Below are 20,884 nucleotides of genomic sequence, written 5' to 3'. Positions count from 1 at the left end.
GCCGGCTCAGCCGAGGCCGAGGGCGACGGCCTTCTCGGTGGCCTCGCGGACCGCCTTCTCCTGCTCCGGCAGCAGGGGCATGCGCGGCGGCCGGACCGGACCGCCGTGCCGGCCGACGATGTCCATCGAGAGCTTGATCGCCTGCACGAACTCGACCTTGGAGTCCCAGCGGTGGAGGGCGTGCAGCTGCCGGTAGAGCGGCAGCGCGGTGGCCAGGTCGCCCGCCACGGCGGCGCGGTACAGCTCGACCGTCGCCCGGGGCAGGGCGTTGGGGTAGCCGGCGACCCAGCCCACCGCTCCGGCGGTGGCCAGCTCCAGCAGGACGTCGTCGGCGCCGATCAACACGTCGAGTTCCGGGGCGAGTTCCTGGATCTGGTAGATACGCCGGGTGTCGCCGGAGAACTCCTTCACACCCTTGATGTGTCCGGCCGCGTGCAGCTTGGCGAGCAGTTCGGGGGTGAGGTCGATCTTGGTGTCGATCGGGTTGTTGTACGCCACGATGTCGATACCGACCTCGGCGACGGCCGCGTAGTGCGCGAGGACCGAACGCTCGTCACCGCGGTAGGCGTTGGGCGGCAGCAGCATGACGGCGGCGCAGCCGGCGTCCTTGGCCTGCGCGGCCCAGCGGGCGGACTCGGCGGAGCCGTAGGCGGCCACGCCGGGCATGACCCGGTCCCCGCCGATCGCGGCGACCGCGGTCTCGACGGCCTTCGCCCGCTCCTCGGTGCTGAGCACCTGGTACTCGCCGAGCGAGCCGTTCGGTACGACGCCGTCGCAGCCGTTCTCGACGAGCCAGCGGCAATGGTCCGCGTAGGCGGCGTAGTTGACGCTCAGGTCGTCGTTCAACGGCAGCGCGGTGGCGACGAGGACGCCTCGCCAGACGGGGCCGGCGGTGGTGATACTCACAGGAACCTCACTTTTCGACATGCAGGGATAGGGCGCCCCTTTCAGGGCGCGGGGAACTGCGCGACCAGCCACAACGGCCCCGCAGACAAGACACGTCGGTCAGTCCTCCGGCTCCTTCGCCAGCACACTCAGCGGTACCGGACGAGCGAACGGCCGCTTCGTGGCACCCGCCGGGCACCCCGCGACCCCGGCGACCCCGGCCGCGCAGACCCGCCCCTGACACCAGCCCATACCTGCCCGGGTGAGCAGCTTGACGGTGCGCAGATCCGTCGCCCCCAACTCCTCCACCGCCTCGCGGACCTCCGCCGCCGTCACTTCCTCGCAGCGACATACGACGGTGTCGTCGGCGACCTGTTCCGCCCAGTGGGCGGGCGGGGCGTACACGGCGTCGAGGGCGGCGGAGAACCTCCGCAGCCGGGTACGGGTCCGGTCGGCCTTCGCCCGGGCGGCGAGGGGCGGCTCGGCTCCCTTCAGCCGGGCTGCGATCGAGTGCCCGGCGATCTCGCCCTCGGCCAGCGCGAGCACCGCTCCCCCGATGCCGGTGGCCTCCCCCGCCGCCCAGACACCGTCGACGTCGGTGCGCTGCTCGGCGTCGGTGACGACGAAGGGGTCGGCGGTGGCGTCGATCGAGCACCCGAGGGTCTCGGCGAGGTCGGTGTGCGCGAGCATGCCGTGTCCTACGGCGAGGGTGTCGCAGGCGATCCGCCGCCGGGTGCCCGGCCGCGCCCGGCCGTGGGTGTCCAGGGCGGCGACGGTGACGGCCTCGACGCGGTCGGTGCCGTGCGCCGCGACGACGGTGTGACGTACCGTCACCGGGACTCTGTGGCGCAGCAGTTGGGCCGTGTACTGGGCGGCCTCGGCGACCTTCGCCGGGTTGGCTGCGAGCGTCGCCGCGTGCCGTAGAAAGCCGGCGGGGTGCGTGGACTCGACGTACGCGACGACTTCGGCGCCCGCCGCGGCGAGGCCGGCCGCGACCGGCATCAGCAGCGGCCCGGTCCCGGCGACGACCACCGTACGGCCGGGCAGGACGAGGCCGCCCTTGAGCATCGCCTGCGCTCCTCCCGCGGTGACCACTCCGGGGAGAGTCCAGCCGGGGAAGGGCAGCACCTTCTCGTAGCCGCCGGTGGCGAGGAGGACGGCGTCGGCGGTTACGGTCTGCGACCCGGTCTGCCCGGGCCCCTGGAGGGCGTGCACGCCGAAGCCCGGGCCACCCGCGAACTCCCGCTCCACGAACCACACATGACGGTCCACCAGATGCCGGATCCGGCCCGCCGCGACATGTGCCGCCAGCCGGTCCCGAAGTCGCTTCCAGGTGCCCCAGGCGTGGTGCAGGGCCTGGGGCCTGCGCGCCTTCAGCTCGGGCGCGGGCTGCCGGTAGAACTGTCCGCCCGCCTGCGTGCCCGAGTCGAGCAGTACGACCCGTACACCCCGGTCGGCCGCCGTCAGCGCGGCGGCGAGACCCGCCGGACCCGCGCCGACCACCGCGAGCGACAACGCGCTAGCCGAGTTCGTCATGGCCGGTGCCCTCCTGGGTGCGGATCGCGTCGCCGGGCGCGGCCGGGACGAGGCAGGCCCGTTGGTTGGGGTGGTCGTTGACGGTGACCAGGCAGTCGAAGCAGACCCCGATGCCGCAGAAGATCCCACGCGGCGCACCGCTGCCCCGGGTGCCGCGCCAGGAGGTGATGCCCGCCGACCAGAGCACGGCGGCGACGGTCTGACCGGGCAGCGCGTCGGTCTCGTCCCCGTCGACGGTGACGGTGAACGCAGGTCCGGGCCGGGCGCGCGCCAGCTCCAGCGGAGTGGTTCTCTGCACCTGCTGCCCCTGCTGCACGTCCTTCACCTGTCTCACCTTCTTCATCCGCCTCCCCTTCGTCGGCCTCTTCACGGGCCTCACTGTTCCCCGCCGGTGAACCTGTCCGGGCGGAACGGCGTCAGATCGAGGTCGGGTGTCCGCTCCGTCAGCGACTGCGCGATCAGGTGCCCCGTACCGACCGCGAGCCCGATCCCGGCGCCCTCGTGACCGCACGCGTGGTAGAGCCCCGGCGCCCGGGGATCGGCCCCGATGGCCGGCAGATGGTCCGGCAGATAGGGGCGGAAGCCGAGGTAGGCGCGCATCGCGTGGACCGTGCCGAGAGCCGGGAAGAGGGCCGTCGCCTGCGCGGCCAGTCGGCGCACGACTGGGAGGGAGAAGGTCCGGTCGAAGCCGACCCGTTCACGGCTGGCCCCGATCAGCACCGGGCCCGCGGCCGTGCTCTCGACGACCGCGGAGGACTGGAGCCCGGCATCACCGCTGGCGACATCGGCGACGTAGTCGGCGGCGTACACCTTGTGCCGGACGGTGCCGGGCGGCAGTGGTTCGGTGACCAGGACGAAGCCCCGTCGTGGCAGCACGGGCAGCCGCACCCCGGCCAGCGCGGCGACCTCGCCGCCCCAGGTGCCGGCCGCGTTGACGACGACCGGGGCGTGGATGTCGCCGAGCCCCGCCGTCCGTACGCCGCGCACGGAACCGTCCGGCGCGCGCAGGATGTCCGTGACGGCCGTGCCGGTGCGCAGCTCGGCTCCGGCCCGCCGGGCCGCCCGTACGACCTGGGCGGCGGCGAGGGAGGGCATCACCTGGCAGTCCTGCGGGTACCGGACGCCGCCCGCGAGGCCGGGGGCCAAGTGCGGTTCCAGGTCGGCGAGTTGCCGGGCGTCGACCACCTCGGCCGCGACGCCCGCCGCCCGTTGTCCGGCGGCGAAGCGGCTCAGCGCGGCCATGCCTTCCGCGTCGGAGGCGACGACGATCCCGCCCTTCGCCTCGAACTCGACGGCGCCGCCCACACCGGGTTCGGCGGCGAGGTCGTTCCAGAGCCGGCCGGAGAGCAGCGCGAGGTCCAGCTCGGGCCCCGGCTCCTTGTCGGAGACGAGCAGGTTGCCCTCACCGGCCCCGGTGGTGCCGCCGGCCACCGGTCCCCGGTCGAGGACGAGGGTCGCCAGGCCCGCCCGAGCGAGATACAGGGCGCAGGCGGCGCCGACCATTCCGGCACCGACGACCACAACATCGCAGGTCAGTCGCTTGCTCACGTCAGTACAATGTCACATGTTCCTGATCTCGCCAAGGGTGCCTCGGCTCGACCCCCCGCCCGCCGCCGCCGTGACTTCGGCTCTGTCCTCGTCGGTCAGCGCGTCAACAGCGGCGATGATGACTTCGGGCCCGTGGGTGTCGACGAGCTCCACGAACGGCTGGAGATCTCGGCCGGCGGGATCGTATTCCGCGTACTCCTGCAGCTCACCCCATGAGGCGTAGCCAACACCTTGAGGTTAACCAACAGATGTCGCTCTATGTGAGAGAAGTTGGCCGGATCGAAAGGAAGCACGCCGACAGTTCTGCCTGAACCAGTGCGTGTCGGAGGACCGGTCCTGGCTCGATGTAGCCTGGCGCCCGGCATTGGGCCGAGTCTCGGGGCGACCGTCCGGTGCGGCGGCCCCGCCCTCCGCGCCCGGTCGGCGCGCAGGCCGGCTCTGGACTCGATGATCACGCGCCTGGGCGGGCGCTCAAGCGGTCCGCCGGCCGAGAGGCCGATGGCCCGGGTTCGCCGGTGACGCGGCCGACCGGATGACGGAGCAAGGAGGCGGTGTCGGATGGGCGGAGATGCTCTGCGCTGGAGCGAGTACCGCAGCATGCCGTGGAAGAACGGCGGTGGTACGACCCGAGAGGTCGCGTCGGGCACCGTGCACGCTCCCCTGGCCTCGATAGAGCCCGCGGACGGCTTCGACTGGCGGGTGAGTGTCGCGGACGTGGACGCGGGAGGCTCTTTCTCCGCCTTTCCCGGGATCGACCGCGTGATCACCCTGGTCGAGGGCGCGGGCATGGTCCTGACGGTGGACGGAACGCCGTATCCGGTCGGGCCGTTGAGTCCCTTCGCCTTCCCCGGCGACGCGGCGACCGACTGCCGGCTGGAAGCGGGCGCGGTTCGCAACATGAATGTGATGACCCGCAGGGGCCAAGCGACGGCACAGGTGCGGATCATCACCGTCGCCGCCGCACAGGGGGCAGAGATGGCGTGCGCCACGGGCGAGACGCTCCTCGTCATGGCCGTCACCGAGGGCATCGCCGTCGGCGGACCGGCCGGCCGGGAGACCACGCTCGGTCGCCTCGACTGCGTGCGTCACGAAGGCCCGGCGGCACTGACTCTGCGGGGCGACGGCACCGTGGCCGGGATCAGGATCACCGCGGCGCGCTGACGACGTGAACCGGCGCCCGCCGACCGGTCGTCCCGTCCCCGGTGCCGACGATGTACTGACGCACACGCCGCACCGGTGACGTCGCGATGACAACGCGGCGGGGCGCGTCGGGAGCCGGCCCTGCGCGCCCCGCCGTACGGTCACAGGTCGCCGACGCGGCCATCCGCACGGGCACGACGTCACCTCTGGAGGTACGGGTAGGTCCAGTCCGTGGCGCCACGGAGACACCCATTAAGGAGCGGCCCGTCCTCGGTCAGCCGTCCTGGCTCTGCGGTGCGACGAACTGCATGTCCAGGTGAAGCTTGACGACATCGCCGAGGAGCCCGGTGCCGAAGTCCAGCCCGAAGTCGCTGCGGCGGATCTCGCCCGTCGCCTCGAACCCGGCGTGCTTCCTCTGGTCCATGGGGGAGTCCATCACCCCGCCGAACTCGACGCCGAGCGTGACCGGGCGGGTCACGTCCCCGATGGTCAGGTCCCCCGCGATCGTCCAGTCCTCGCCCTCTCCGGACACCTGCGTCGAGCGGAACGTCATCGTCGGCCGCTTCTCCACATCAAGGATCTCGGCGGAGCGGGTGTGCGCGTCACGGTCGGAGTTGCCGGTGTCGATGGAGGCGAGCGCGATCTCGGCGCTCACCCGCACATCGTCGGCGGTCTCACCGACGTACAGCCCGGTCTTGAACTCGGTGAACCGGCCCCGCACCTTGGCGATCCCGAGGTGGCGGATGGTGAAGCCGACCGCCGAGTGAAAGGGGTCGAATTCCCAGTCGCCCGGGGAGAGGGGCAGCGCGGCGACGGACGCGGCGGTGATGTTCGCGGAGTTTTCAATGCTCATGGCTTCATCGTGCGAGCTACGAGGCGGGGGAGGGAGACCGGGCGAAGGGTAGTAGTGGCAGGGCCATCCTCCGCGACGGCACGCGTTGTACGGTTCGACAGGTGAACGACAACGAGTTGGGCACCTTCCTGCGCGCCCGCCGTGAAGCTGTCACCCCCGCCGCGGTGGGCCTGCCCGCGGGCCTGCGCCGCCGCACTCCGGGACTGCGCCGGGCCGAGCTGGCCACCCTCGCCGGCATCAGCATCGAGTACCTCACCCGGCTCGAACAGGGCCGCGACCGCAACCCCTCGCCCCCGGTCCTCGGCGCCCTCGGTGACGCCCTGCGCCTGTCGCACGCGGACCGTCTCCTGTTGCACCGGCTGGCCAAGGACCACGGCGATGCCAAGGCTGTGTGCCAGTCGGTCACCGTGCCGCCGGTGCGTACAGTGCGCGCCACCGTCCAGTCGCTGCTGGACCGCCTGGAGCCCGCACCGGCCGTCCTGCTCAACTGGATCGGTGACATCGTGGCCTGCACCCAGGGCTACGAGCGGTACGCCCGCCCGCTCGGCCTGCTCGACGGCGATCCGCCCAACATGATGCGGTATCTGTTCACCGATGCCCGGGCACGCGCGGTGTACCCGGGATGGGACAGGCTGGCCGACGAACAGGTCGCCCATCTTCGCGACGAGGCCTCGCCGCACGACCCTCATGTAGCCGCCCTGGCCGAGGAGTTGACCGCGACGGTGGGGGCGCCGTTCAGCGACCGGCTCGCCGTTCCGGCCCTGCCCACCCAATTCGGGACCGAGCTCGTCGACCACCCTGCGGCGGGCCGCCTGCGCCTGTCGTACGAGACGCTCACGCTCTCGGACGAGGGCCAGCGCCTGGTGGTGCACCTCCCGGCCGACGACGCAACGGCCACCGCGCTCGACCGTCTCAACGGCCGCAGGCCCGGAGCCCTGCGAGCCGTGAGCGGCTGACGCCACGGGGTCGCCCCGGTCGGCCCGCCCGACCCCGACCCGGCTTCGTCGTCGTGCTGTCGTCCTTCTTTGTGCTGTGCCCGGTCATCGGTTCACGTGGACGCGCACCACGTTGAACGGCAGGTGTGGGTCGGCGATCTGGAACTGGAAGTTGACGATCAGCAGGTCGCGTCCGTCGTAGGCCGCCGTGGAAGGGCTGTGCATACCGTGACCGTGGATAGTGCGCACGAGCTTGGCCCTGGTGTAGTCGTGGCTCAGTTTCAGGATCGCGATCTGGCCCTCGGGATGGTCGAGTTCGGTCACGGCGGTGAGGGTGTTGCCGCGCAGCAGCAGACCATCGCCGGAGACGCCCTCGGCACCGCCGAGGGCGATGGGAACGACCTGGTGGGTGATCGTGTCGATGCGGTAGAAGGCGTAGTCGTTGTAGTCGGCCAGCAGGACGTAGCGGCCGTCGTCCGTGACGACCAGGCCGTTGCCGTTGAAGCCGGCGTTGTAGTCGATGGGGGACCTGGCCAGGTCCGCACCGACGCGCAGCGGCTGCTGGACGTGCTCGCTCGTCAACTCCGCCGCCGTGATGTGCCACAGCACCGGGTGGACGGAGTCCGAGATGTAGGCGTCGCCGTTGGGGGCGAGGGCCACGTCGTTGAGGAAGACGTCGGTGCGGCCGGTGTCGAACACGTGCAGCAGGGCGCGGGTACGGGTGTCGTAGACGAAGACCTTGCCGGTGGCGCCGCCCGCGACGATGAGGCGTCCTGCGGTGTCGGTCTTCATGCCGGCGACGGAGGTGCGCCCGTCCTGGCCGCCCGGCAGGAACACCTTGGTCGCGCTCTGGTGGACGTCACCACGGTAGACGGTGCCGTCGCTGGTGCTGCCGACGTAGAAGTAGGGAGTGCCGTGCTGGCGGGCGATGCCCTCGGGGTAGGTCCGGTCGCCGGGGATCGAGTAACTGGCGGGCAGGTGGGCGCGGTGCTGAGCGGAGGCGGCAGGCCTCCCGGTCGCGTCAGGGGTGGCGAGAGCCGGGGCTGTGGCTGCGCCCATGACGGCCAGTGAGGCCACCGCGACGGCCGCGACACGGGCATGGCGGATACGAGCTGACGGCATGACGAGTCCTTCTGAAGGAGTGGGCTGCGAGGAGCGGAGAGGCTGGGCTCAGTGGTCGGCGGGGAAGAGGGACCGGTTGGCGATGTCGATGATGAACGGGCCGACATGGGAGGGGTATCGGTCCGTGATCGCCTTCTTGTACGCCTCGCCGTCGTCGCCGAGCAGTTCCTGGGCGTCCGCGAGGTAGCGGCGCACCTCCTCGTAGATCTCCGGCCCGGCGGGCAGGCCGTGGCCGGCGAGGATCGTGTCGTAACCGGATTCGGCGGCGAGCGCGTCGACCACCTGCTGCCAGCCGGCGATGTCGTTGTTGCCCAGGTAGAGGTGGACGTCGTGGTAGACGAGGTCCTGGGCTATCAGGACGCCCTGCTCGGGGAGTTTGACGAGGAGTTCGTCGGCGGCCTCACCACCGGCGACGGCCTGGAAGACGAACGGGATCCCGTCGACGACCTCGGTGCCGGCGGTGATCTCCACGTTCGGCGTGAAGTCGGTGACCGGGATGACCTGGCCGGTGGGCAGCCGGCTGTCGCCGCGCGCGAGGATCTGCTCGCGCACCTGGGCCAGCGCGTGAACGGGGACGCCGAAGCGGGCGGCGCCGTTGTAGTGGTCCGGGTGGGCGTGGGTGATGATGAGCCGGTCCAGCGGCTTGCCGAGCCCCTGGGCATAGGCGACCGCCTCGTCCGCGTAGGCGGGGGTCAGCTGGGCGTCGACCGCGATGATCCGCGCCGGGGTCTCGATCAGCTGCGTGGTGGTGTGGAAGGTGTCCGCCGGTGACATGTAGCTGTGGATGCGGACCGCGCCCTTGTCGAGGACCGTGACTGTGCCGTTCATGGAGGTGCCCCTTGTGGTGGGGGCGGCCGTGCGCCGCCTTGACGTCATCCACTCTCGCCGCAAAAGCACAGGTGGGCGAGGTAACCTGAAGACCCGGTGTGGTAAATCGAGGACATCCAGGAGAGGCGTGATGAACTCGGCGGATCTTGGCGAGGCTCCTCCTCCCCGGGGCGGCGGCATCGTACGGCTGGACTTCAACCCGCCCGAGAATCGGATCCCCGGCTTCGAGATCATCGATCTGTCCACCCTGCACGAGCGGCGCCGGCGCAGACAGCCGGATGCGGTGCACCGGGTCGACTTCCACACCCTCACGCTCGTCACCGAGGGCAGCGGCGACCACGCCGTGGACTTCGTGACCTACCCCTGCGGCCCGGGCACCTTGCTGTGGATCCGCCCCGGACAGGTACAGCGCTTTGTGCGACCGGGCACGGCGAACGGCATCCACCTCTTGTTCACGCCGGCCTTCCTGCCCCATCCCAGCGGCGCCGACCGGCTGGTCAACGAGTGGTACGGACCGGTCTGCCGGCAACTGGGGGCCAGTGGCGACTACGCGGTACTGGCCACCCTGCTGGGCCAGTTGCGGGCCGAGTACGACCGGCCGGCACAGACCGTGTCGGCGGAGATCCTCCAACTCCTGCTCGCCACCGTGCTGTTGCACATCGACCGGCTGCCCCAACCCGACGGCGGCGGCGACCGGACTCCCAGCCGGGAGGTCTACACCCGCTTCCGCACCGAGCTGGAACTCTCCTACGCCACCACCCGCCGGGCCGCCGACTACGCCCAACGCCTCGGCTACACGGTCAAGACACTCACGCGCGCCTGCGCAGCCGCCACCGGACAGCCCGTGAAGCACGTCATCGACGCCCGCGTCGCCCTGGAGGCCCAACGACTGCTCGCCCACACCGGCGAACCGGTGGCGACCATCGCCCGCCACCTCGGCTTCCCCGAACCGACCAACTTCGGCAAGTTCTTCACCCGCCACACCGGCGTGACACCCGGCGCCTTCCGGCTGGCCCATCAGGACCAGCAGTGAATCCGGTGCCAGAGCCGCGCGTTGTTCCGGATACTCCCGAAGAACCTTCACGGAACCGGAGTTCACGCTCACCCACTTCGGCCGAAGAAGCCGGCCGCCTTCTCAGGACCAGGTGGCGACGGGCACCATGCGGTTGCTCAGGTGCGTGATCCGCCCGTCAGCGTTGACGGTGGCGTGCTCGATACCGCTCTGGCCGGCCAGGCGGCCGTCGGTCCCGCGACCTGCCTGGACCCAGTGGCACTCCAGCCTGCCGTCGTCGAGCTCCGTGACGGTCCAGAAGTGCTTGCTGTCGACCATGACCTTGGTCAGCTGCCTGTACGCCGCCATGATCGCGGGCAGGCCGGTCACCGGTTCCGTGTCCCCGTCGAGCTCGACGGTGGCGTCCGGTGCGAAGATCGACTCAAGCTCCGTCAGCGCCTCGGGCTCGTACACCGTACGGTCGACGATCCTGATGTAGCGGTCGATGACGGTCTCTTCGGGAGTGGTTGTCACGGTCGCCCGGGTCATTGACGCTTCCTCCGTCGTTCCTCAACTCGAACCGGAGCGCTCCGGTTCCTGACTGTGTTTCGTTCCGGGGTAGGTGGCGATCAGGGCGAGCATGGCGTCCCGTCGCTCGCGCAACAGCCGCAGACCTTCCTCGGCGACCGTGCGGAGCTCGGCGGGTCCGACTCCTTCAGGGCCGGCTTCTTCGGGGCGGAGCAAGGCCGTGACCGCGGCGGCCATGACCTTGTCGGGGTCGTCGACCGTGACGCTGGTCGGGGTCGGTGGCCGGGTGGCGGCGCCGAGGAAGCCGGTCATGAGCGCCTGCAGGGCGTAGGCCTGTTCGTCGAGGGGCCAGTCGGTTCGTACCAGCCGGTACTCGCGCCACACCGGCAGCACCGAGTGGACCACCGTGGCGGGGCCCAGCCTGCCGAGCAGTTCCACGCTGCGCGGATGCTGGCCGAAGGCGCCCAGCCGGTCGTCGTCGCCGGTTTGCATCGCCCGTACGATCGGGTAGTTCAGGGCGTTGCGGGCGACCCGCGGGCAGAGCCGCTGCGGCATGCCGGCCTCGGGGTCGGCGTCCAGCGCCTGGATCTCGCCCTCCAGGAACGTCAGGAAGTCTCTGGCGAACAGCTCGAACAGGAGGTCCTGCTTGGTGCCCCAGTACAGGTACGCCGTGCCCTTGCCGACGTGCGCCTTCTCCGCGATCTCGGCCACCGTCAGCCCCTTGACGCCGCGTTTGAGGATCAGTTCCCTGGCCGCGGCGAGAATCCGGGCCGCCGTGGCGGAGTCGTGTTCGGCCAGTACTGCCATCGTCGTTCCCTTGCCCGTCCCGATCAGGCCCGCGGCCGCGGAGCCGGCCTCATGCTATGGCGAGGTCACGGTCCTTGAGCCGGCCCGCCTTGTTCCCGGCCTGCATCCGCTTCAGCAGGTGTGACGCCCCTGGGGTCCGCATCACCAGGTTGAAGACCCTGCGCAGAGCGAGCTCCTTATGGTTGGCCGGCACGAAGATCATGCGCTGCTGGATGCCGTTCTGCTGGAACACGTCGACGTGGGGCCGCAGGGTCTGTTCCCAGACGGCCAGGGCGCGGCGCACATCGGCGGGGTGGCGATCCAGCACGGTGCCGAGGAGGTCCGCCCCGGTGATTCCCATCGAGACGCCCATGCCGGCGTAGAGACTGACACACCATGCGGAGTCGCCGACAAGTACGACCCGGCCGCGATGCCAGGTGTCCATCCGTGTCTGCTCGACCGAGTCGAACAACGGATCCTTGACGGTGTCCAGCGCGTCGAGCACTTCGCCCAGGAGTCGGCCGGTGGGCCCGGGACCGAACGCCGCGCGTACGCGCTGGGCCGGCGGCTCCTTGAACTCGGCGTCCACATCGGCGGTGTGGTAGCTGAGCAGTACCGTCTGCGGACCACCACGGAAAGGGAAGATCCACATCGACCGGTTGGCTTCCATCAGGGTGGCGCCGTCGTCCGGATGGAGTTCGCTGAGCGGGCCGGGAAGGCGAGGGCGCCGGGCCGCCGGTTCCCCGCGCGGTCGAGGTCGTACTGGACGGTGCCGGGAGGGGTTGGAGCTGCTCGTGAAGGAGTGCGTACAGGGCCGAATTAGCTCGATCGTGTGATCGTTCGTGTGCGGGCTTGTGGTGGTCTGGGCTGTTCGGGCCAACGTGATCGTGCGACCTGGGACACCGGGTACGGCGTCAGCGTACGGGGCCCCTGCTCCACCAGAGTTGAGACGGGTCCGCCAGGCGCGGTCGAGGGCATTGATCCGGCCCCCCGCACGACCGCGCGGCTGATGCACGAGTTGGGCGTCAAAGGCGTCAGCGCGGCCGATGGCACCGCACCACGGTGCCCGAGCCGTCGCAGACTCGGGCACCGTTCACGTCATGGCAATCGCTTGGTTCAAGTCCGACCGCTGGTCCGAGTCCGACCGCATGGCGGGAATGACTCGTGATCCTCGCCATCTTCGTGATCTTCGAACGACCTGACCACGCCTGCGAGACCGGGTCGTTCTTCTTACAGTCCCGCCTCGGCGAGCACATCGGTCGCGCGGGAGTCGTAGTACTCCTCGAGCCTGCTGATCAGACCGCCGGAACTGAGCTCGACTCGCATGAAGGCGGGAAGCCGGAGCCGACGGCCCGTGAGGAGATCGGCCGTCAGGGTGTGCTGGAGGAACACCTGTTGACCCACCGCCGTCATGCGGCGGTCCTCGTAAGCCACCTTCGAGGACGCCGGACCCAGCAGGCTGACCCGCTGGAGGCACGTGTCCACGTCCTTCTCGACCTCGTCGTCCGCGTGCCAGACGACGGCATCGGGCTCGAAACACGTCAGGAGCCGTTCCATGTCACCGTCCTCGGTGGCGGTGTACATCCTTTCGATTGCCTCGTAGCCGTTGGGACCGGGGAGTTGTTCCGCCATATCGTCCTCAACCTTCATTCTGTTGTGAATGACCTGCTTGCCTGGCGCGTTGTGAGCCCGCGGGCCGTTGCCTCAGTCGGTGAGCTGCATCTGCATCTGCAGTTGCAGCAGCTCCTCGACATGCCGGACCTCGACGATCCGGCCGTCGACCACCCGCGCGAGGTCGATGCCGGAGCAGGTGACGTCACGGCCGGTCGCGGGCAGTCCGAACCAAGGACCGGTGTGGGTCGCTGTGATCACCCACTGGGAGACGACCCAGCCGTCATCCGTCTCGGCCTGGTAGACGACCTCGTGGTGAGGGTTGGTGAACCCGTCGCGCATGGCAGCGACCATCCCCTTCATCCCCTCGATCGCCGACGGGGCCCCCGCGGGCAGGTTGTGGTCGATGAGATCGGGCGAGACCAGGGTGTCCAGTGCGGCGATGTCGCCCGCGTCGAAGGCCGCGAAAAGGCGAGTGGGAACATCGCGGGCAGAAGTGATGTGACTGTTCATCAGGGGCTTTCCTTTACCTCGGTGTGCTGGTTCTCGGAGTCGCCGTCCAGGGTCCGCACGTGCTTTGCGGCGGACGGGACGGAAGCCATGTGGTGTTTCCTGGTCAGGAGTTGGGGGTGGGGGTGGGGTAGAAGGCGTTGATCTCGGCCAGGACGCGGTCGGGTGCTTCGTGGAGGAGGAAGTGTCCGGCGCCGGGGACCTCGGCGGAGGTGGCGGCGGGGGCGGCGTCCTGGAGGGGCGCCAGGACCATGTCGGCGAGGCCGGCCTGGGTGATCATGCGGACCGGGATGGTCAGCGGGGTCTCCTGGAACGTGGTGTTGTCGGCCTCGTCCTGGATCTCGGTCCGGTACAGCTCGAAGCCGGCGTGCAGGACCTGGGGGCGGGAGTACAGCCGGACGAACTCGGCCAGTTCGTCGGCGGAGACGTTCTCGCCGGCGGTCCTCATCCCCTGGAAGAAGTGGGTGAGGAAGGTCTCGACCCGGCCGGTGACCAGTTCCTCCGCGAGCGGACCCTGCTTGTTGAAGGAGAAGTGCCAGAACATCGACTCGATGGCGGCGAACTTCAGGTTCTTGCCGGTCAGGCCGTAGTCCATGAGGAACAGGCCTGCTGTCTGCTCGCGGAACTGGGCGGCCAGCGGGTAGGCGACACTGACGCCGAAGTCATGGGCGACGACGTGTACGTTCTCGCGGTGGCCGAGGTGGTTGAGCAACTTGTGGACGTACGTGGCCAGGACCGCCTTGGCCCTGGAGGGCGGGTTCCCTGTGGAGTCGCCCAGGCCCGGCAGGTCGATGGCGATGACGGTGCGGCCGGGCAGCAGCGAGGGCATGACCTGGCGGTACTCGTACCAGCTCTGCGGCCAGCCGTGCAGCAGCACCATGACCTGCGGGCCGTCGCCGCCGATGACGTAGTGCATCTGCACGTCGTCGATGGTGGTGAAGCCGTGCCGGAAGAGCTCGTTGAACTCGGCGTCGTCCTTGGTCGCCGCGTCGTAGCCGGAACTGAGCGGCTCCTCCGACCCGACGGCCAAAGCGGTGGTGGAGGCAGTGGTGAAGGCGTTCATGGTCATGACGGTGGTACGTCCTTTTGGTAGGGGGTTAGTAGGGGGTGTAACGGGGGGTGTCGTCGTGCGCGGCGCCATGGCCGGTGGCTGCGCCGGCCGAGAGCTCTGCGCCGAGCGCGGGCACGGCGACGTTCAGGTGGCCGCGGCCGCCCGGGGCGGGCGGTCAGACCGAGGAGCCGCCGTCGACGTTCCAGGTGCTGCCGGAGACGAACCGGGCTTCGGGGTCGGCGGTCAGACGACGCACGATCGCGGCACCGATGCCCCGGGACCCGCCCGTGACCAGGGCGGTCTTACCTTCGAGGGGTCTTACGCCGAACGGGGTGGTGCCGGGGCGAGCTGGGTGCTCATGGCACGCGCTCCGAACCTCCTCCACGTACTGACGAATCGAAAATACCGACGACTCGATACGAACCGAACCGCTCGGTTACTATAACCACGAGGGCACTAACCTGAGCAAGCCGCCGATCCACTCCACGGCGGCGAACTTTTCCCAAAGGAGGCTTCGATGCCCAGCACGGGGCGGCCCCGGTCGTTCGACACCGACGAGGCGCTGGAAGTGGCGATGCGGCTGTTCTGGGCCGAGGGCTACGAGGGTGCCTCGCTCGCCGCGTTGACCGAGGCCATGGGGATCAACAGGCGCAGCATCTACGCCGCCTTCGGCAACAAGGAGGAACTGTTCCGCAAGGCCGTCGACCGCTACGTGCAGGGCCCGGGAGCCTTCGTGGAACCGGCTCTCCAGCTGCCCACCGCACGACAGGTGGCCGAGGCGATGCTGCACGGAGGGGTCAACGCCCACACCCTCCCGGACTGCCCCCGCGGCTGCCTGCTGGTGCAGTCCGCACTGGCCGCCGGCCCGGACAGCGAACCGGTCCGCCGCGACCTGGCCGAACGCCGGGAGGCCGGAGTGGCCGCCCTGCGGAAACGGTTCGAACAGGCCCAGACCGAGGGCGACCTGCCGCCCACTGCTGACCCGGACACTCTCGCCCGCTACGTGAACACCGTCGGGCAGGGCCTCGCCGTGCAGGCCTCCGGCGGCGCCAGCCGAGAAGACATGCACCGCGTCGCCGACCTGGCTCTCAGCATCTGGCCGAGCGTCTGAACCGACACTCGGCCATGACCTGAACGCATCGCCCGTTGCGGCGGCGCGGAGCAGCCCTTGAGCCTGTCGCCACCCAGTGACCGCGCGACCTCCGCATCGGACGGTACAGAAGTCATGCGGGCAGGCGGGCAGGTGCGCATGGGGCACCCTGGCCCGAACCCGTCCCCGGAACCAGCCGTGCAACCGTCACGAGCCGAATCCGAGCCACGGGCGTCGCGATCCAGGGCCCAGCGGGTGAGCCGGCACCCGGCGCAGGCGACCGGTTCCGGCGGGAAGGGCCAGGAGTCCAGCAACCGGATCACCCTATCCATTTCTACTGGTACGGTGGCGACAGTCAACCGGAGCGCCCTATCCGAATCTCGATACGGATAGGGCTATCCGAATCACTTGCTTCGACCAGCCAGCTTTTGGAAAGGATCGCTGTGACCAGCATCGCCATCGTTGGAGCCGGCCCCCAGATGGGCCTGGCAATCGCCCGTACCTTCGGCTCCCAGGGCTTCGACGTCGCCCTGATCTCCCGTAACCGCGAGAAGCTCGACGGTCTTGTCGGCACACTCGCTGCCGACGGCATCACCGCTGCCGCGTTCCCCGCGGACGTGCTCGACCGCGACGCACTCACCCAGGCGCTCAAGGACGCCACCGCGCGGTTCGGCGGGATCGACGTCCTGGAGTACTCCCCGGTGGGGTCGTTCGGTGTCATCAAGCTGACCGCTCCGGCCGAGACCGAGCCGTCTCATGTGGAGTTCGAGATGAACTTCCAGCTCTACGGAGCCATCACCGCCACCAAGGCGGTACTGCCGGCGATGCGGGAGGCCGGCGCGGGCACCCTGCTCTACACCACCGGCGCCGGCTCGATCTGGCCCGACCCGCGGGTCGCCAACGTCAACGCCGCCGCCGCGGCGCTGCGCAACTGGGCGATGAACCTGCACAAGGAGCTGGACGGCACCGGCATCCAGGCCGCTCACGTCGGCATCGACTCGTCCATCGGCGTCTCGGTCATCCCCGGCATCGAGGCGGCCAAGCCCGAGCAGATCACCCCCCTCTACTGGGAACTGCACACCACCAAGCGCGACGAGGCCGAGCTCGTCTTCCGCCTCGATGCCGAGGGCTTCCCGCGCGCCTGACACCGCGCCGGTTCTGCTGACTCGGCCCCTCGTCGAACCCCGATCGCGTCGCGGCGGCCCAGCGCCGCGACGCGACCCCGAAGAAGGCTCCGCTCCGATGAACGCGATCGTTTGTGGGGTTCAGCCGGAGCGGATCGGCAAGAGGACACCTCGTACGCTGCGCCTCCCGATTAGCTTTGCAGCGTCGGCCCTCACGCAGCAGCAGCCGACCTGCCCCCAAGACGAAGAAGGTGCCCCCAGGTGTCCAGGGAATCCACGGAGCCCACCGAGACCGCCGAAGCCGTCGACCCCGCAGAGACCCCAGGAACTCCCGGAACCCCCGAATCCCCGGAGACCAAGGACCGTAAGAACCGCCTCTACCCGTCCGTCTCGCCGCAGCTGGCCGCGCTGATGACGACGGGGTGGGCCGACACCGAGCTTCAGGATCTGCGCCCCGTGGAGCAGGCGCCGTACGCCGCCGAGCGCCGCGCCGCCCTCTCCGCCCGGTTTCCCGGCGAGCGCCTGATCGTCCCGGCCGGGAATCTCAAGGTCCGCGCCAACGACACGCACTACCCGTTCCGCCCGTCCACCGAGTACGTCCACCTCACCGGCGACCAGACCGAGGACGCGCTTCTCGTCCTCGAACCCCGCGCCGACGCCACCGGGCATGACGCCACCGCCTATCTTCTGCCCCGCTCCGACCGGGAGAGCGGCGAGTTCTGGCAGGGCGCGGCCCAGGGCGAGCTGTGGGTCGGCCGCCGGCACTCCCTCGCGGAGGCCGAGCAGCTGCTGGGCCTGCCGTGCCGTGACGTCCGCAAGGCCGCCGACGAGCTGCGCGCGGCCCCGGCCGCCCCCACCCGGATCGTGCGCGGCTACGACGCAGGGCTCGAAGCCGCCGTCGCGACTGACGAGGAGCGGGACACCGAGCTGAAGTCGGTCCTGTCCGAGCTGCGTCTGGTGAAGGACGAGTGGGAGATCGGCGAGATGCGCAAGGCGGTCGACTCGACCGTACGCGGATTCGTCGATGTCGTACGGGAGTTGGCGACCGCCGTCGCCACCTCGGAGCGCTGGATCGAGGGAACCTTCTTCCGCCGCGCCCGACTTGAGGGCAACGACGTCGGCTACGGCTCGATCTGTGCCGCCGGCGAGCACGCCACGATCATGCACTGGCAGCGCAACGACGGCCAAGTCCGCCCGGGTGACCTCTTGTTGCTCGACGCGGGCGTCGAGACGAACTCCCTCTACACCGCCGACGTCACCCGCACGCTCCCCATCAGCGGCACCTTCTCCCCGCTCCAGCGCAGGATCTACGACGCGGTGTACGAGGCGCAGGAAGCCGGCATCAGGGCGGTCAAGCCCGGTGCCGCCTACCGGGACTTCCATGTCGCCGCCCAGCGGTACCTGGCCGAGAAACTCGTCGAGTGGGGTCTCCTGGAGGGCGACCCGGACGACGTGTACGAGCTGGCCCTCCAGCGCCGCTTCACCATGGCCGGCACCGGTCACATGCTCGGCCTGGACGTGCACGACTGCGCCAGGTCGCGCACCGAGGCGTACGTCGACGGCACCCTCGAACCCGGCATGATCCTCACGGTCGAGCCGGGCCTGTACTTCCAGCCGGACGACCTGACGGTGCCCGCGGAGTACCGGGGCATCGGGGTCCGGATCGAGGACGACATCCTGGTGACAGCGGACGGTCACGAGAACCTGTCGGCCGGGCTGCCCCGTACGTCCGACGAGGTCGAGGCATGGATGCGGGGGCTGACCGGCGCGTAGCACCGGCCGGCCCCCGTTGGTCCGTGGGTCTGTGGGGCCGGGTGCGGATCAGACCTCCGTGAGGACGACTTCCTGGATCCGCTCCGAGTGGACGGTCGGCAGCGGGATGAAGCCCGAGCGGCGGAACTCCACCAGGCTGGTCTTCACCCGCACCGGGCCGGGCCGGTACGCGCCCGGCTCGGTGGCCTTGGTGTTCGACCACTGGTGCCAGGAGCCGTCACAGCTCGCGGGGATGCTGTCCATGCCGTACCAGACGTTCTCGCCGCGCTCGATCGAGGCGGCGACGCGGACCGAGTCGCCTCCGGCGTTGAGGCAGCGGTAACTGCCGGCCAGCGTGAGTTCGCCGTCGTGCGTGATGGTGCCGGACTCGACGGTCACCTGGTCGAAGCCCTCGTCCGCGGCCTGGGCCGCCGTCGCGGCGGGGGCCACGGTGAGCAGCACGGCGCCGGCGGCGACGGCCGCGGCACGGGCGAGGGACGAGAAGGCCGGGAAGGACGGCGCGAAGGACAGTGACATGGGGAAACCTCCTTGGGGGGAGTCCACAGGTACTGGTCCCACGCGCCCACGCGCGTGATCATCACCCCTTCGTCGGCGAGTCGCGCGCTCCGACTGCCACGCTTTCGGATCTTTTACGAATGTCAGGGTGGTGTCACAGCACGTCCGCGTGGTGTCACGCTTCCTCGACACGACTTGGCGCCGGGCCCTCGGCACGGGCATCGTCAGAAGTGGCAAGGAACCATCGCAGGCGAACACCCGAGCACCGCATCCCATCCGGAGGCACACCATGTGTTCACACCAGCCGCCGTGCCCCTCGGCCGACCGACCCGACCGTGACGCCGCGCACATCGTCGCCTTCCACCCCGAGCAGGGCTGGAACCTCCTGTGCAACGGCGCGATCGTCTTCGACGACACCGGCGAGCTGCTGCCCGACGGCAGCGTGATCTCCCCGCACCGCCTGGCCACCGCGGCCTGAACGACCGTCCGGGTCCCCGACCCGCTACGGCAGCACCGCGAACCCGTCGAGTTCGACCAGGGCGCGTTCGTCCCAGAGCCGCACGATCCCGACGACCGCCATCGCCGGATAGTCGCGTCCCGCCAACCTCCTCCAGATACCGCCGAGTCGAGGGGCCTGGGCGCGGTATTCGGCGACATCCGTGGCGTACACGGTGACGCGCGCCAGGTCGGCGGGCTCACCACCGGCCGCACGCAGCGCGGCGAGCAGGTTGGCGAGGGCCCGCTCGAACTGCTCGGGCAGGGTGTCCCCCACGACCTTCCCGTCGGCGCCGAGCGCGGTCTGCCCCGCGAGGAACACCAGCCGGGAGCCGGTGGCGACGACGGCGTGCGAGAAGCCGGTGGGCGGCGAGAGGCCGGCCGGATTGACGCGCTCGGCACTCATCGGGCACTCGCCCCGCCATCCACGTTCTTGTACAACTCCTTGGCGATGACCGTCCGTTGGACCTCGCTCGCCCCCTCGTAGATACGCGGCGCCCGCACCTCCCGGTAGAGGTGTTCGAGGAGATGGCCGCGCCGCAGTGCCCGCGCGCCGTGCAGCTGGACGGCCGCGTCGACGACGTACTGCGCGGTCTCGGTGGCCAGCAGCTTCGCCATCGCGGCGCGCCCCGGGACGCCTGAGGCGCCCTCGTCGTACGCCGCCGCTGCCGCGTAGACCAGGAGCCGGGCCGCCTCCGTGCGCAGTGCCATGTCGGCGACCTGGTGGGCGACGGCCTGGAGGTCCTTCAGCTTGCCGCCGAACGCGTCCCGCCCGGCGGTGTGGGCGAGGGTCGCGTCCAGGGCCGCCTGGGCCATGCCGACCGCGAAGGCGCCGACGCTCGGCCTGAACAGGTTCAACGTGCCCATGGCGACCCGGAACCCGCGGTCGGGTTCGCCGATGACGTCGTCCGCGGTCACCGGTACGGCGTCCAGGGCGAGGGCGCCGATGGGGTGCGGGGAGAGCATGTCGAGGGCGCTGCCGGTGAGGCCGGGCCGGTCGGCGGGGAGCAGGAAGGCCGTGACTCCACGGGCCCCCGCCCCCGCTGTCGTACGGGCGAAGACGGTGTAGAAGTCCGCCTCGGGGGCGTTGGAGATCCAGCACTTCTCGCCGGTGAGACGCCAGCCGGAGGCGCCGTCGGGGGCGGCAGTGAGGGACAGGGCCGCCGCGTCGGAGCCCGCGCCCGGCTCGCTCAGGGCGAACGCGGCCACGGCGCTGCCCTCACTCACCCGGGGCAGCCAGCGTTCGCGCTGGGCCGGGGTGCCATGGGCGTGGACGGGATGCGCGCCGAGGCCCTGGAGGGCGAGGGCGGTCTCGGCCTCGGTGCAGGCGTGAGCGAGGGACTCCCGCATCAGGCACAGGTCGAGCGCGCCGGAGGTGAACAGCCGGGAGATCAGGCCGAGTCGGCCGAGTTCGGCGACGAGGGGGCGGTTGACGCGGCCCGGTTCACCCTTCTCGGCGAGTGGGCGCAGCCGGTCGGCGGCCAGCGTGCGCAGCTCGGCACACCAGGCGGCCTGTGCCGGTTCGAGCGAGAATGCGGGCATCGCCGGTCCTCCCTCCGAGGCCGCCGGTCGCGGCTCACCTT

At 70.4% G+C, this 20,884-nt stretch carries 24 protein-coding genes and 1 pseudogene; 7 read left to right on the top strand and 18 right to left on the bottom strand.

The window, feature by feature from the left end; all coding sequences use genetic code 11:
- Positions 1-6: 6 nt before the first annotated feature.
- The 5 genes and pseudogenes from OG241_RS41765 to OG241_RS41745 all read right to left on the bottom strand — a co-directional run.
- Positions 7-927 (bottom strand): dihydrodipicolinate synthase family protein, encoded by a 921-nt coding sequence (locus OG241_RS41765; protein ID WP_405823151.1) that lies wholly within the window; start codon positions 925-927, stop codon positions 7-9.
- A 78-nt stretch (positions 928-1,005) separates the two neighbouring features.
- Positions 1,006-2,421: an FAD-dependent oxidoreductase gene (locus OG241_RS41760; RefSeq protein ID WP_405823149.1), complete on the bottom strand. Its 1,416-nt coding sequence runs from the start codon at positions 2,419-2,421 to the stop codon at positions 1,006-1,008.
- Complete coding sequence (locus OG241_RS41755; RefSeq protein WP_405823147.1) at positions 2,405-2,764, bottom strand: (2Fe-2S)-binding protein; 360 nt, start codon at positions 2,762-2,764, stop codon at positions 2,405-2,407. Before OG241_RS41755 ends, OG241_RS41760 begins: the two co-directional genes overlap by 17 nt.
- Before the next feature lie 32 nt (positions 2,765-2,796).
- Complete coding sequence (locus tag OG241_RS41750) at positions 2,797-3,969, bottom strand: NAD(P)/FAD-dependent oxidoreductase (protein ID WP_405823145.1); 1,173 nt, start codon at positions 3,967-3,969, stop codon at positions 2,797-2,799.
- Between the two features lie 63 nt (positions 3,970-4,032).
- A pseudogene (locus OG241_RS41745) lies at positions 4,033-4,191 on the bottom strand (DNA helicase); the annotation flags it as partial.
- Positions 4,192-4,527: 336 nt separating this feature from the next.
- Here OG241_RS41745 and OG241_RS41740 point away from each other — a divergent pair.
- The gene (locus OG241_RS41740; RefSeq protein WP_405823143.1) at positions 4,528-5,130 is read left to right on the top strand and encodes a HutD family protein; all 603 of its coding nucleotides are present in this window, start codon (positions 4,528-4,530) and stop codon (positions 5,128-5,130) included.
- A 253-nt stretch (positions 5,131-5,383) separates the two neighbouring features.
- Here the strand turns inward: OG241_RS41740 and OG241_RS41735 are convergent, their stop codons facing one another.
- Positions 5,384-5,962 (bottom strand): YceI family protein, encoded by a 579-nt coding sequence (locus OG241_RS41735; protein ID WP_405823141.1) that lies wholly within the window; start codon positions 5,960-5,962, stop codon positions 5,384-5,386.
- A 101-nt stretch (positions 5,963-6,063) separates the two neighbouring features.
- On the opposite strand from OG241_RS41735, the gene OG241_RS41730 reads away from it, so the two are divergent.
- On the top strand, positions 6,064-6,918 hold the full coding sequence (locus OG241_RS41730) for a helix-turn-helix transcriptional regulator (protein WP_405823139.1): 855 nt from the start codon (positions 6,064-6,066) through the stop codon (positions 6,916-6,918).
- An 84-nt stretch (positions 6,919-7,002) separates the two neighbouring features.
- Here the strand turns inward: OG241_RS41730 and OG241_RS41725 are convergent, their stop codons facing one another.
- Both OG241_RS41725 and OG241_RS41720 read right to left on the bottom strand, forming a co-directional pair.
- Positions 7,003-8,019, bottom strand: a complete 1,017-nt coding sequence (locus OG241_RS41725; protein WP_405823137.1) for an SMP-30/gluconolactonase/LRE family protein — start codon at positions 8,017-8,019, stop codon at positions 7,003-7,005.
- A 48-nt stretch (positions 8,020-8,067) separates the two neighbouring features.
- Positions 8,068-8,847 carry an MBL fold metallo-hydrolase gene (locus OG241_RS41720; RefSeq protein WP_405823135.1) on the bottom strand — a complete coding sequence of 260 codons (780 nt, stop codon included), beginning with the start codon at positions 8,845-8,847 and terminating at the stop codon, positions 8,068-8,070.
- A 130-nt stretch (positions 8,848-8,977) separates the two neighbouring features.
- On the opposite strand from OG241_RS41720, the gene OG241_RS41715 reads away from it, so the two are divergent.
- Positions 8,978-9,880, top strand: a complete 903-nt coding sequence (locus OG241_RS41715; protein ID WP_405823133.1) for a helix-turn-helix domain-containing protein — start codon at positions 8,978-8,980, stop codon at positions 9,878-9,880.
- Positions 9,881-9,982: 102 nt separating this feature from the next.
- Here OG241_RS41715 and OG241_RS41710 read toward each other — a convergent pair whose 3' ends face one another.
- From OG241_RS41710 to OG241_RS41680, 7 genes are all read right to left on the bottom strand, one after another.
- Positions 9,983-10,387 (bottom strand): nuclear transport factor 2 family protein, encoded by a 405-nt coding sequence (locus tag OG241_RS41710; RefSeq protein WP_405823131.1) that lies wholly within the window; start codon positions 10,385-10,387, stop codon positions 9,983-9,985.
- 21 nt (positions 10,388-10,408) lie between these two features.
- Positions 10,409-11,173, bottom strand: a complete 765-nt coding sequence (locus OG241_RS41705) for a TetR/AcrR family transcriptional regulator (RefSeq protein WP_405823130.1) — start codon at positions 11,171-11,173, stop codon at positions 10,409-10,411.
- A gap of 49 nt (positions 11,174-11,222) precedes the next feature.
- Positions 11,223-11,822, bottom strand: coding sequence for a hypothetical protein (locus OG241_RS41700; protein WP_405823128.1), 600 nt, complete (start codon positions 11,820-11,822; stop codon positions 11,223-11,225).
- Positions 11,823-12,382: 560 nt separating this feature from the next.
- Complete coding sequence (locus OG241_RS41695) at positions 12,383-12,784, bottom strand: nuclear transport factor 2 family protein (protein ID WP_405823126.1); 402 nt, start codon at positions 12,782-12,784, stop codon at positions 12,383-12,385.
- 72 nt (positions 12,785-12,856) lie between these two features.
- Positions 12,857-13,276 carry an ester cyclase gene (locus tag OG241_RS41690; protein WP_405823124.1) on the bottom strand — a complete coding sequence of 140 codons (420 nt, stop codon included), beginning with the start codon at positions 13,274-13,276 and terminating at the stop codon, positions 12,857-12,859.
- 103 nt (positions 13,277-13,379) lie between these two features.
- Positions 13,380-14,342: an alpha/beta fold hydrolase gene (locus tag OG241_RS41685; RefSeq protein ID WP_405823123.1), complete on the bottom strand. Its 963-nt coding sequence runs from the start codon at positions 14,340-14,342 to the stop codon at positions 13,380-13,382.
- Positions 14,343-14,499: 157 nt separating this feature from the next.
- Positions 14,500-14,709 (bottom strand): hypothetical protein, encoded by a 210-nt coding sequence (locus OG241_RS41680; protein ID WP_405826930.1) that lies wholly within the window; start codon positions 14,707-14,709, stop codon positions 14,500-14,502.
- A gap of 132 nt (positions 14,710-14,841) precedes the next feature.
- Between OG241_RS41680 and OG241_RS41675 the strand changes: the two genes are divergently transcribed.
- From OG241_RS41675 to OG241_RS41665, 3 genes are all read left to right on the top strand, one after another.
- A complete protein-coding gene (locus OG241_RS41675) occupies positions 14,842-15,435 on the top strand; it encodes a TetR/AcrR family transcriptional regulator (protein WP_405823121.1) in 594 nt (197 codons plus the stop codon).
- A gap of 422 nt (positions 15,436-15,857) precedes the next feature.
- Entirely contained in the window at positions 15,858-16,559 is a 702-nt protein-coding gene (locus tag OG241_RS41670) for an SDR family NAD(P)-dependent oxidoreductase (protein ID WP_405823119.1), read from the top strand.
- A gap of 390 nt (positions 16,560-16,949) precedes the next feature.
- Positions 16,950-18,311, top strand: a complete 1,362-nt coding sequence (locus OG241_RS41665; protein ID WP_405826727.1) for an aminopeptidase P family protein — start codon at positions 16,950-16,952, stop codon at positions 18,309-18,311.
- Between the two features lie 48 nt (positions 18,312-18,359).
- Here OG241_RS41665 and OG241_RS41660 read toward each other — a convergent pair whose 3' ends face one another.
- Positions 18,360-18,827: a DUF6299 family protein gene (locus OG241_RS41660; protein WP_405823117.1), complete on the bottom strand. Its 468-nt coding sequence runs from the start codon at positions 18,825-18,827 to the stop codon at positions 18,360-18,362.
- Between the two features lie 268 nt (positions 18,828-19,095).
- Between OG241_RS41660 and OG241_RS41655 the strand changes: the two genes are divergently transcribed.
- Positions 19,096-19,284, top strand: a complete 189-nt coding sequence (locus OG241_RS41655) for a DUF5999 family protein (RefSeq protein ID WP_405823115.1) — start codon at positions 19,096-19,098, stop codon at positions 19,282-19,284.
- A 24-nt stretch (positions 19,285-19,308) separates the two neighbouring features.
- On the opposite strand, the gene OG241_RS41650 is transcribed toward OG241_RS41655, so the two are convergent.
- A complete protein-coding gene (locus OG241_RS41650) occupies positions 19,309-19,707 on the bottom strand; it encodes a RidA family protein (protein ID WP_405823113.1) in 399 nt (132 codons plus the stop codon).
- Positions 19,704-20,843: an acyl-CoA dehydrogenase family protein gene (locus OG241_RS41645; RefSeq protein WP_405823111.1), complete on the bottom strand. Its 1,140-nt coding sequence runs from the start codon at positions 20,841-20,843 to the stop codon at positions 19,704-19,706. The genes OG241_RS41650 and OG241_RS41645 overlap by 4 nt, the downstream gene beginning before the upstream one ends.
- Positions 20,844-20,884: the final 41 nt, after the last annotated feature.

The sequence above is a fragment of the Streptomyces sp. NBC_01390 genome (assembly GCF_045040105.1).
GTDB lineage: Bacteria > Actinomycetota > Actinomycetes > Streptomycetales > Streptomycetaceae > Streptomyces.
This window is presented reverse-complemented; position numbering and strand designations above follow the sequence as displayed.

Excerpts from the sequence above, each read along its gene's own strand:
- OG241_RS41685 (WP_405823123.1), bottom strand. The coding sequence starts at position 14,342 with ATGACCATGAACGCCTTCACCACTGCCTCCACCACCGCTTTGGCCGTC.
- OG241_RS41725 (WP_405823137.1), bottom strand. The coding sequence starts at position 8,019 with ATGCCGTCAGCTCGTATCCGCCATGCCCGTGTCGCGGCCGTCGCGGTG.
- OG241_RS41650 (WP_405823113.1), bottom strand. The coding sequence starts at position 19,707 with ATGAGTGCCGAGCGCGTCAATCCGGCCGGCCTCTCGCCGCCCACCGGC.
- OG241_RS41655 (WP_405823115.1), top strand. The coding sequence starts at position 19,096 with ATGTGTTCACACCAGCCGCCGTGCCCCTCGGCCGACCGACCCGACCGT.
- OG241_RS41705 (WP_405823130.1), bottom strand. The coding sequence starts at position 11,173 with ATGGCAGTACTGGCCGAACACGACTCCGCCACGGCGGCCCGGATTCTC.
- OG241_RS41715 (WP_405823133.1), top strand. The coding sequence starts at position 8,978 with ATGAACTCGGCGGATCTTGGCGAGGCTCCTCCTCCCCGGGGCGGCGGC.
- OG241_RS41765 (WP_405823151.1), bottom strand. The coding sequence starts at position 927 with ATGTCGAAAAGTGAGGTTCCTGTGAGTATCACCACCGCCGGCCCCGTC.
- OG241_RS41710 (WP_405823131.1), bottom strand. The coding sequence starts at position 10,387 with ATGACCCGGGCGACCGTGACAACCACTCCCGAAGAGACCGTCATCGAC.
- OG241_RS41675 (WP_405823121.1), top strand. The coding sequence starts at position 14,842 with ATGCCCAGCACGGGGCGGCCCCGGTCGTTCGACACCGACGAGGCGCTG.
- OG241_RS41690 (WP_405823124.1), bottom strand. The coding sequence starts at position 13,276 with ATGAACAGTCACATCACTTCTGCCCGCGATGTTCCCACTCGCCTTTTC.
- OG241_RS41755 (WP_405823147.1), bottom strand. The coding sequence starts at position 2,764 with ATGAAGAAGGTGAGACAGGTGAAGGACGTGCAGCAGGGGCAGCAGGTG.
- OG241_RS41735 (WP_405823141.1), bottom strand. The coding sequence starts at position 5,962 with ATGAGCATTGAAAACTCCGCGAACATCACCGCCGCGTCCGTCGCCGCG.
- OG241_RS41645 (WP_405823111.1), bottom strand. The coding sequence starts at position 20,843 with ATGCCCGCATTCTCGCTCGAACCGGCACAGGCCGCCTGGTGTGCCGAG.
- OG241_RS41695 (WP_405823126.1), bottom strand. The coding sequence starts at position 12,784 with ATGGCGGAACAACTCCCCGGTCCCAACGGCTACGAGGCAATCGAAAGG.
- OG241_RS41760 (WP_405823149.1), bottom strand. The coding sequence starts at position 2,421 with ATGACGAACTCGGCTAGCGCGTTGTCGCTCGCGGTGGTCGGCGCGGGT.
- OG241_RS41740 (WP_405823143.1), top strand. The coding sequence starts at position 4,528 with ATGGGCGGAGATGCTCTGCGCTGGAGCGAGTACCGCAGCATGCCGTGG.
- OG241_RS41665 (WP_405826727.1), top strand. The coding sequence starts at position 16,950 with ATGACGACGGGGTGGGCCGACACCGAGCTTCAGGATCTGCGCCCCGTG.
- OG241_RS41660 (WP_405823117.1), bottom strand. The coding sequence starts at position 18,827 with ATGTCACTGTCCTTCGCGCCGTCCTTCCCGGCCTTCTCGTCCCTCGCC.
- OG241_RS41700 (WP_405823128.1), bottom strand. The coding sequence starts at position 11,822 with ATGGAAGCCAACCGGTCGATGTGGATCTTCCCTTTCCGTGGTGGTCCG.
- OG241_RS41720 (WP_405823135.1), bottom strand. The coding sequence starts at position 8,847 with ATGAACGGCACAGTCACGGTCCTCGACAAGGGCGCGGTCCGCATCCAC.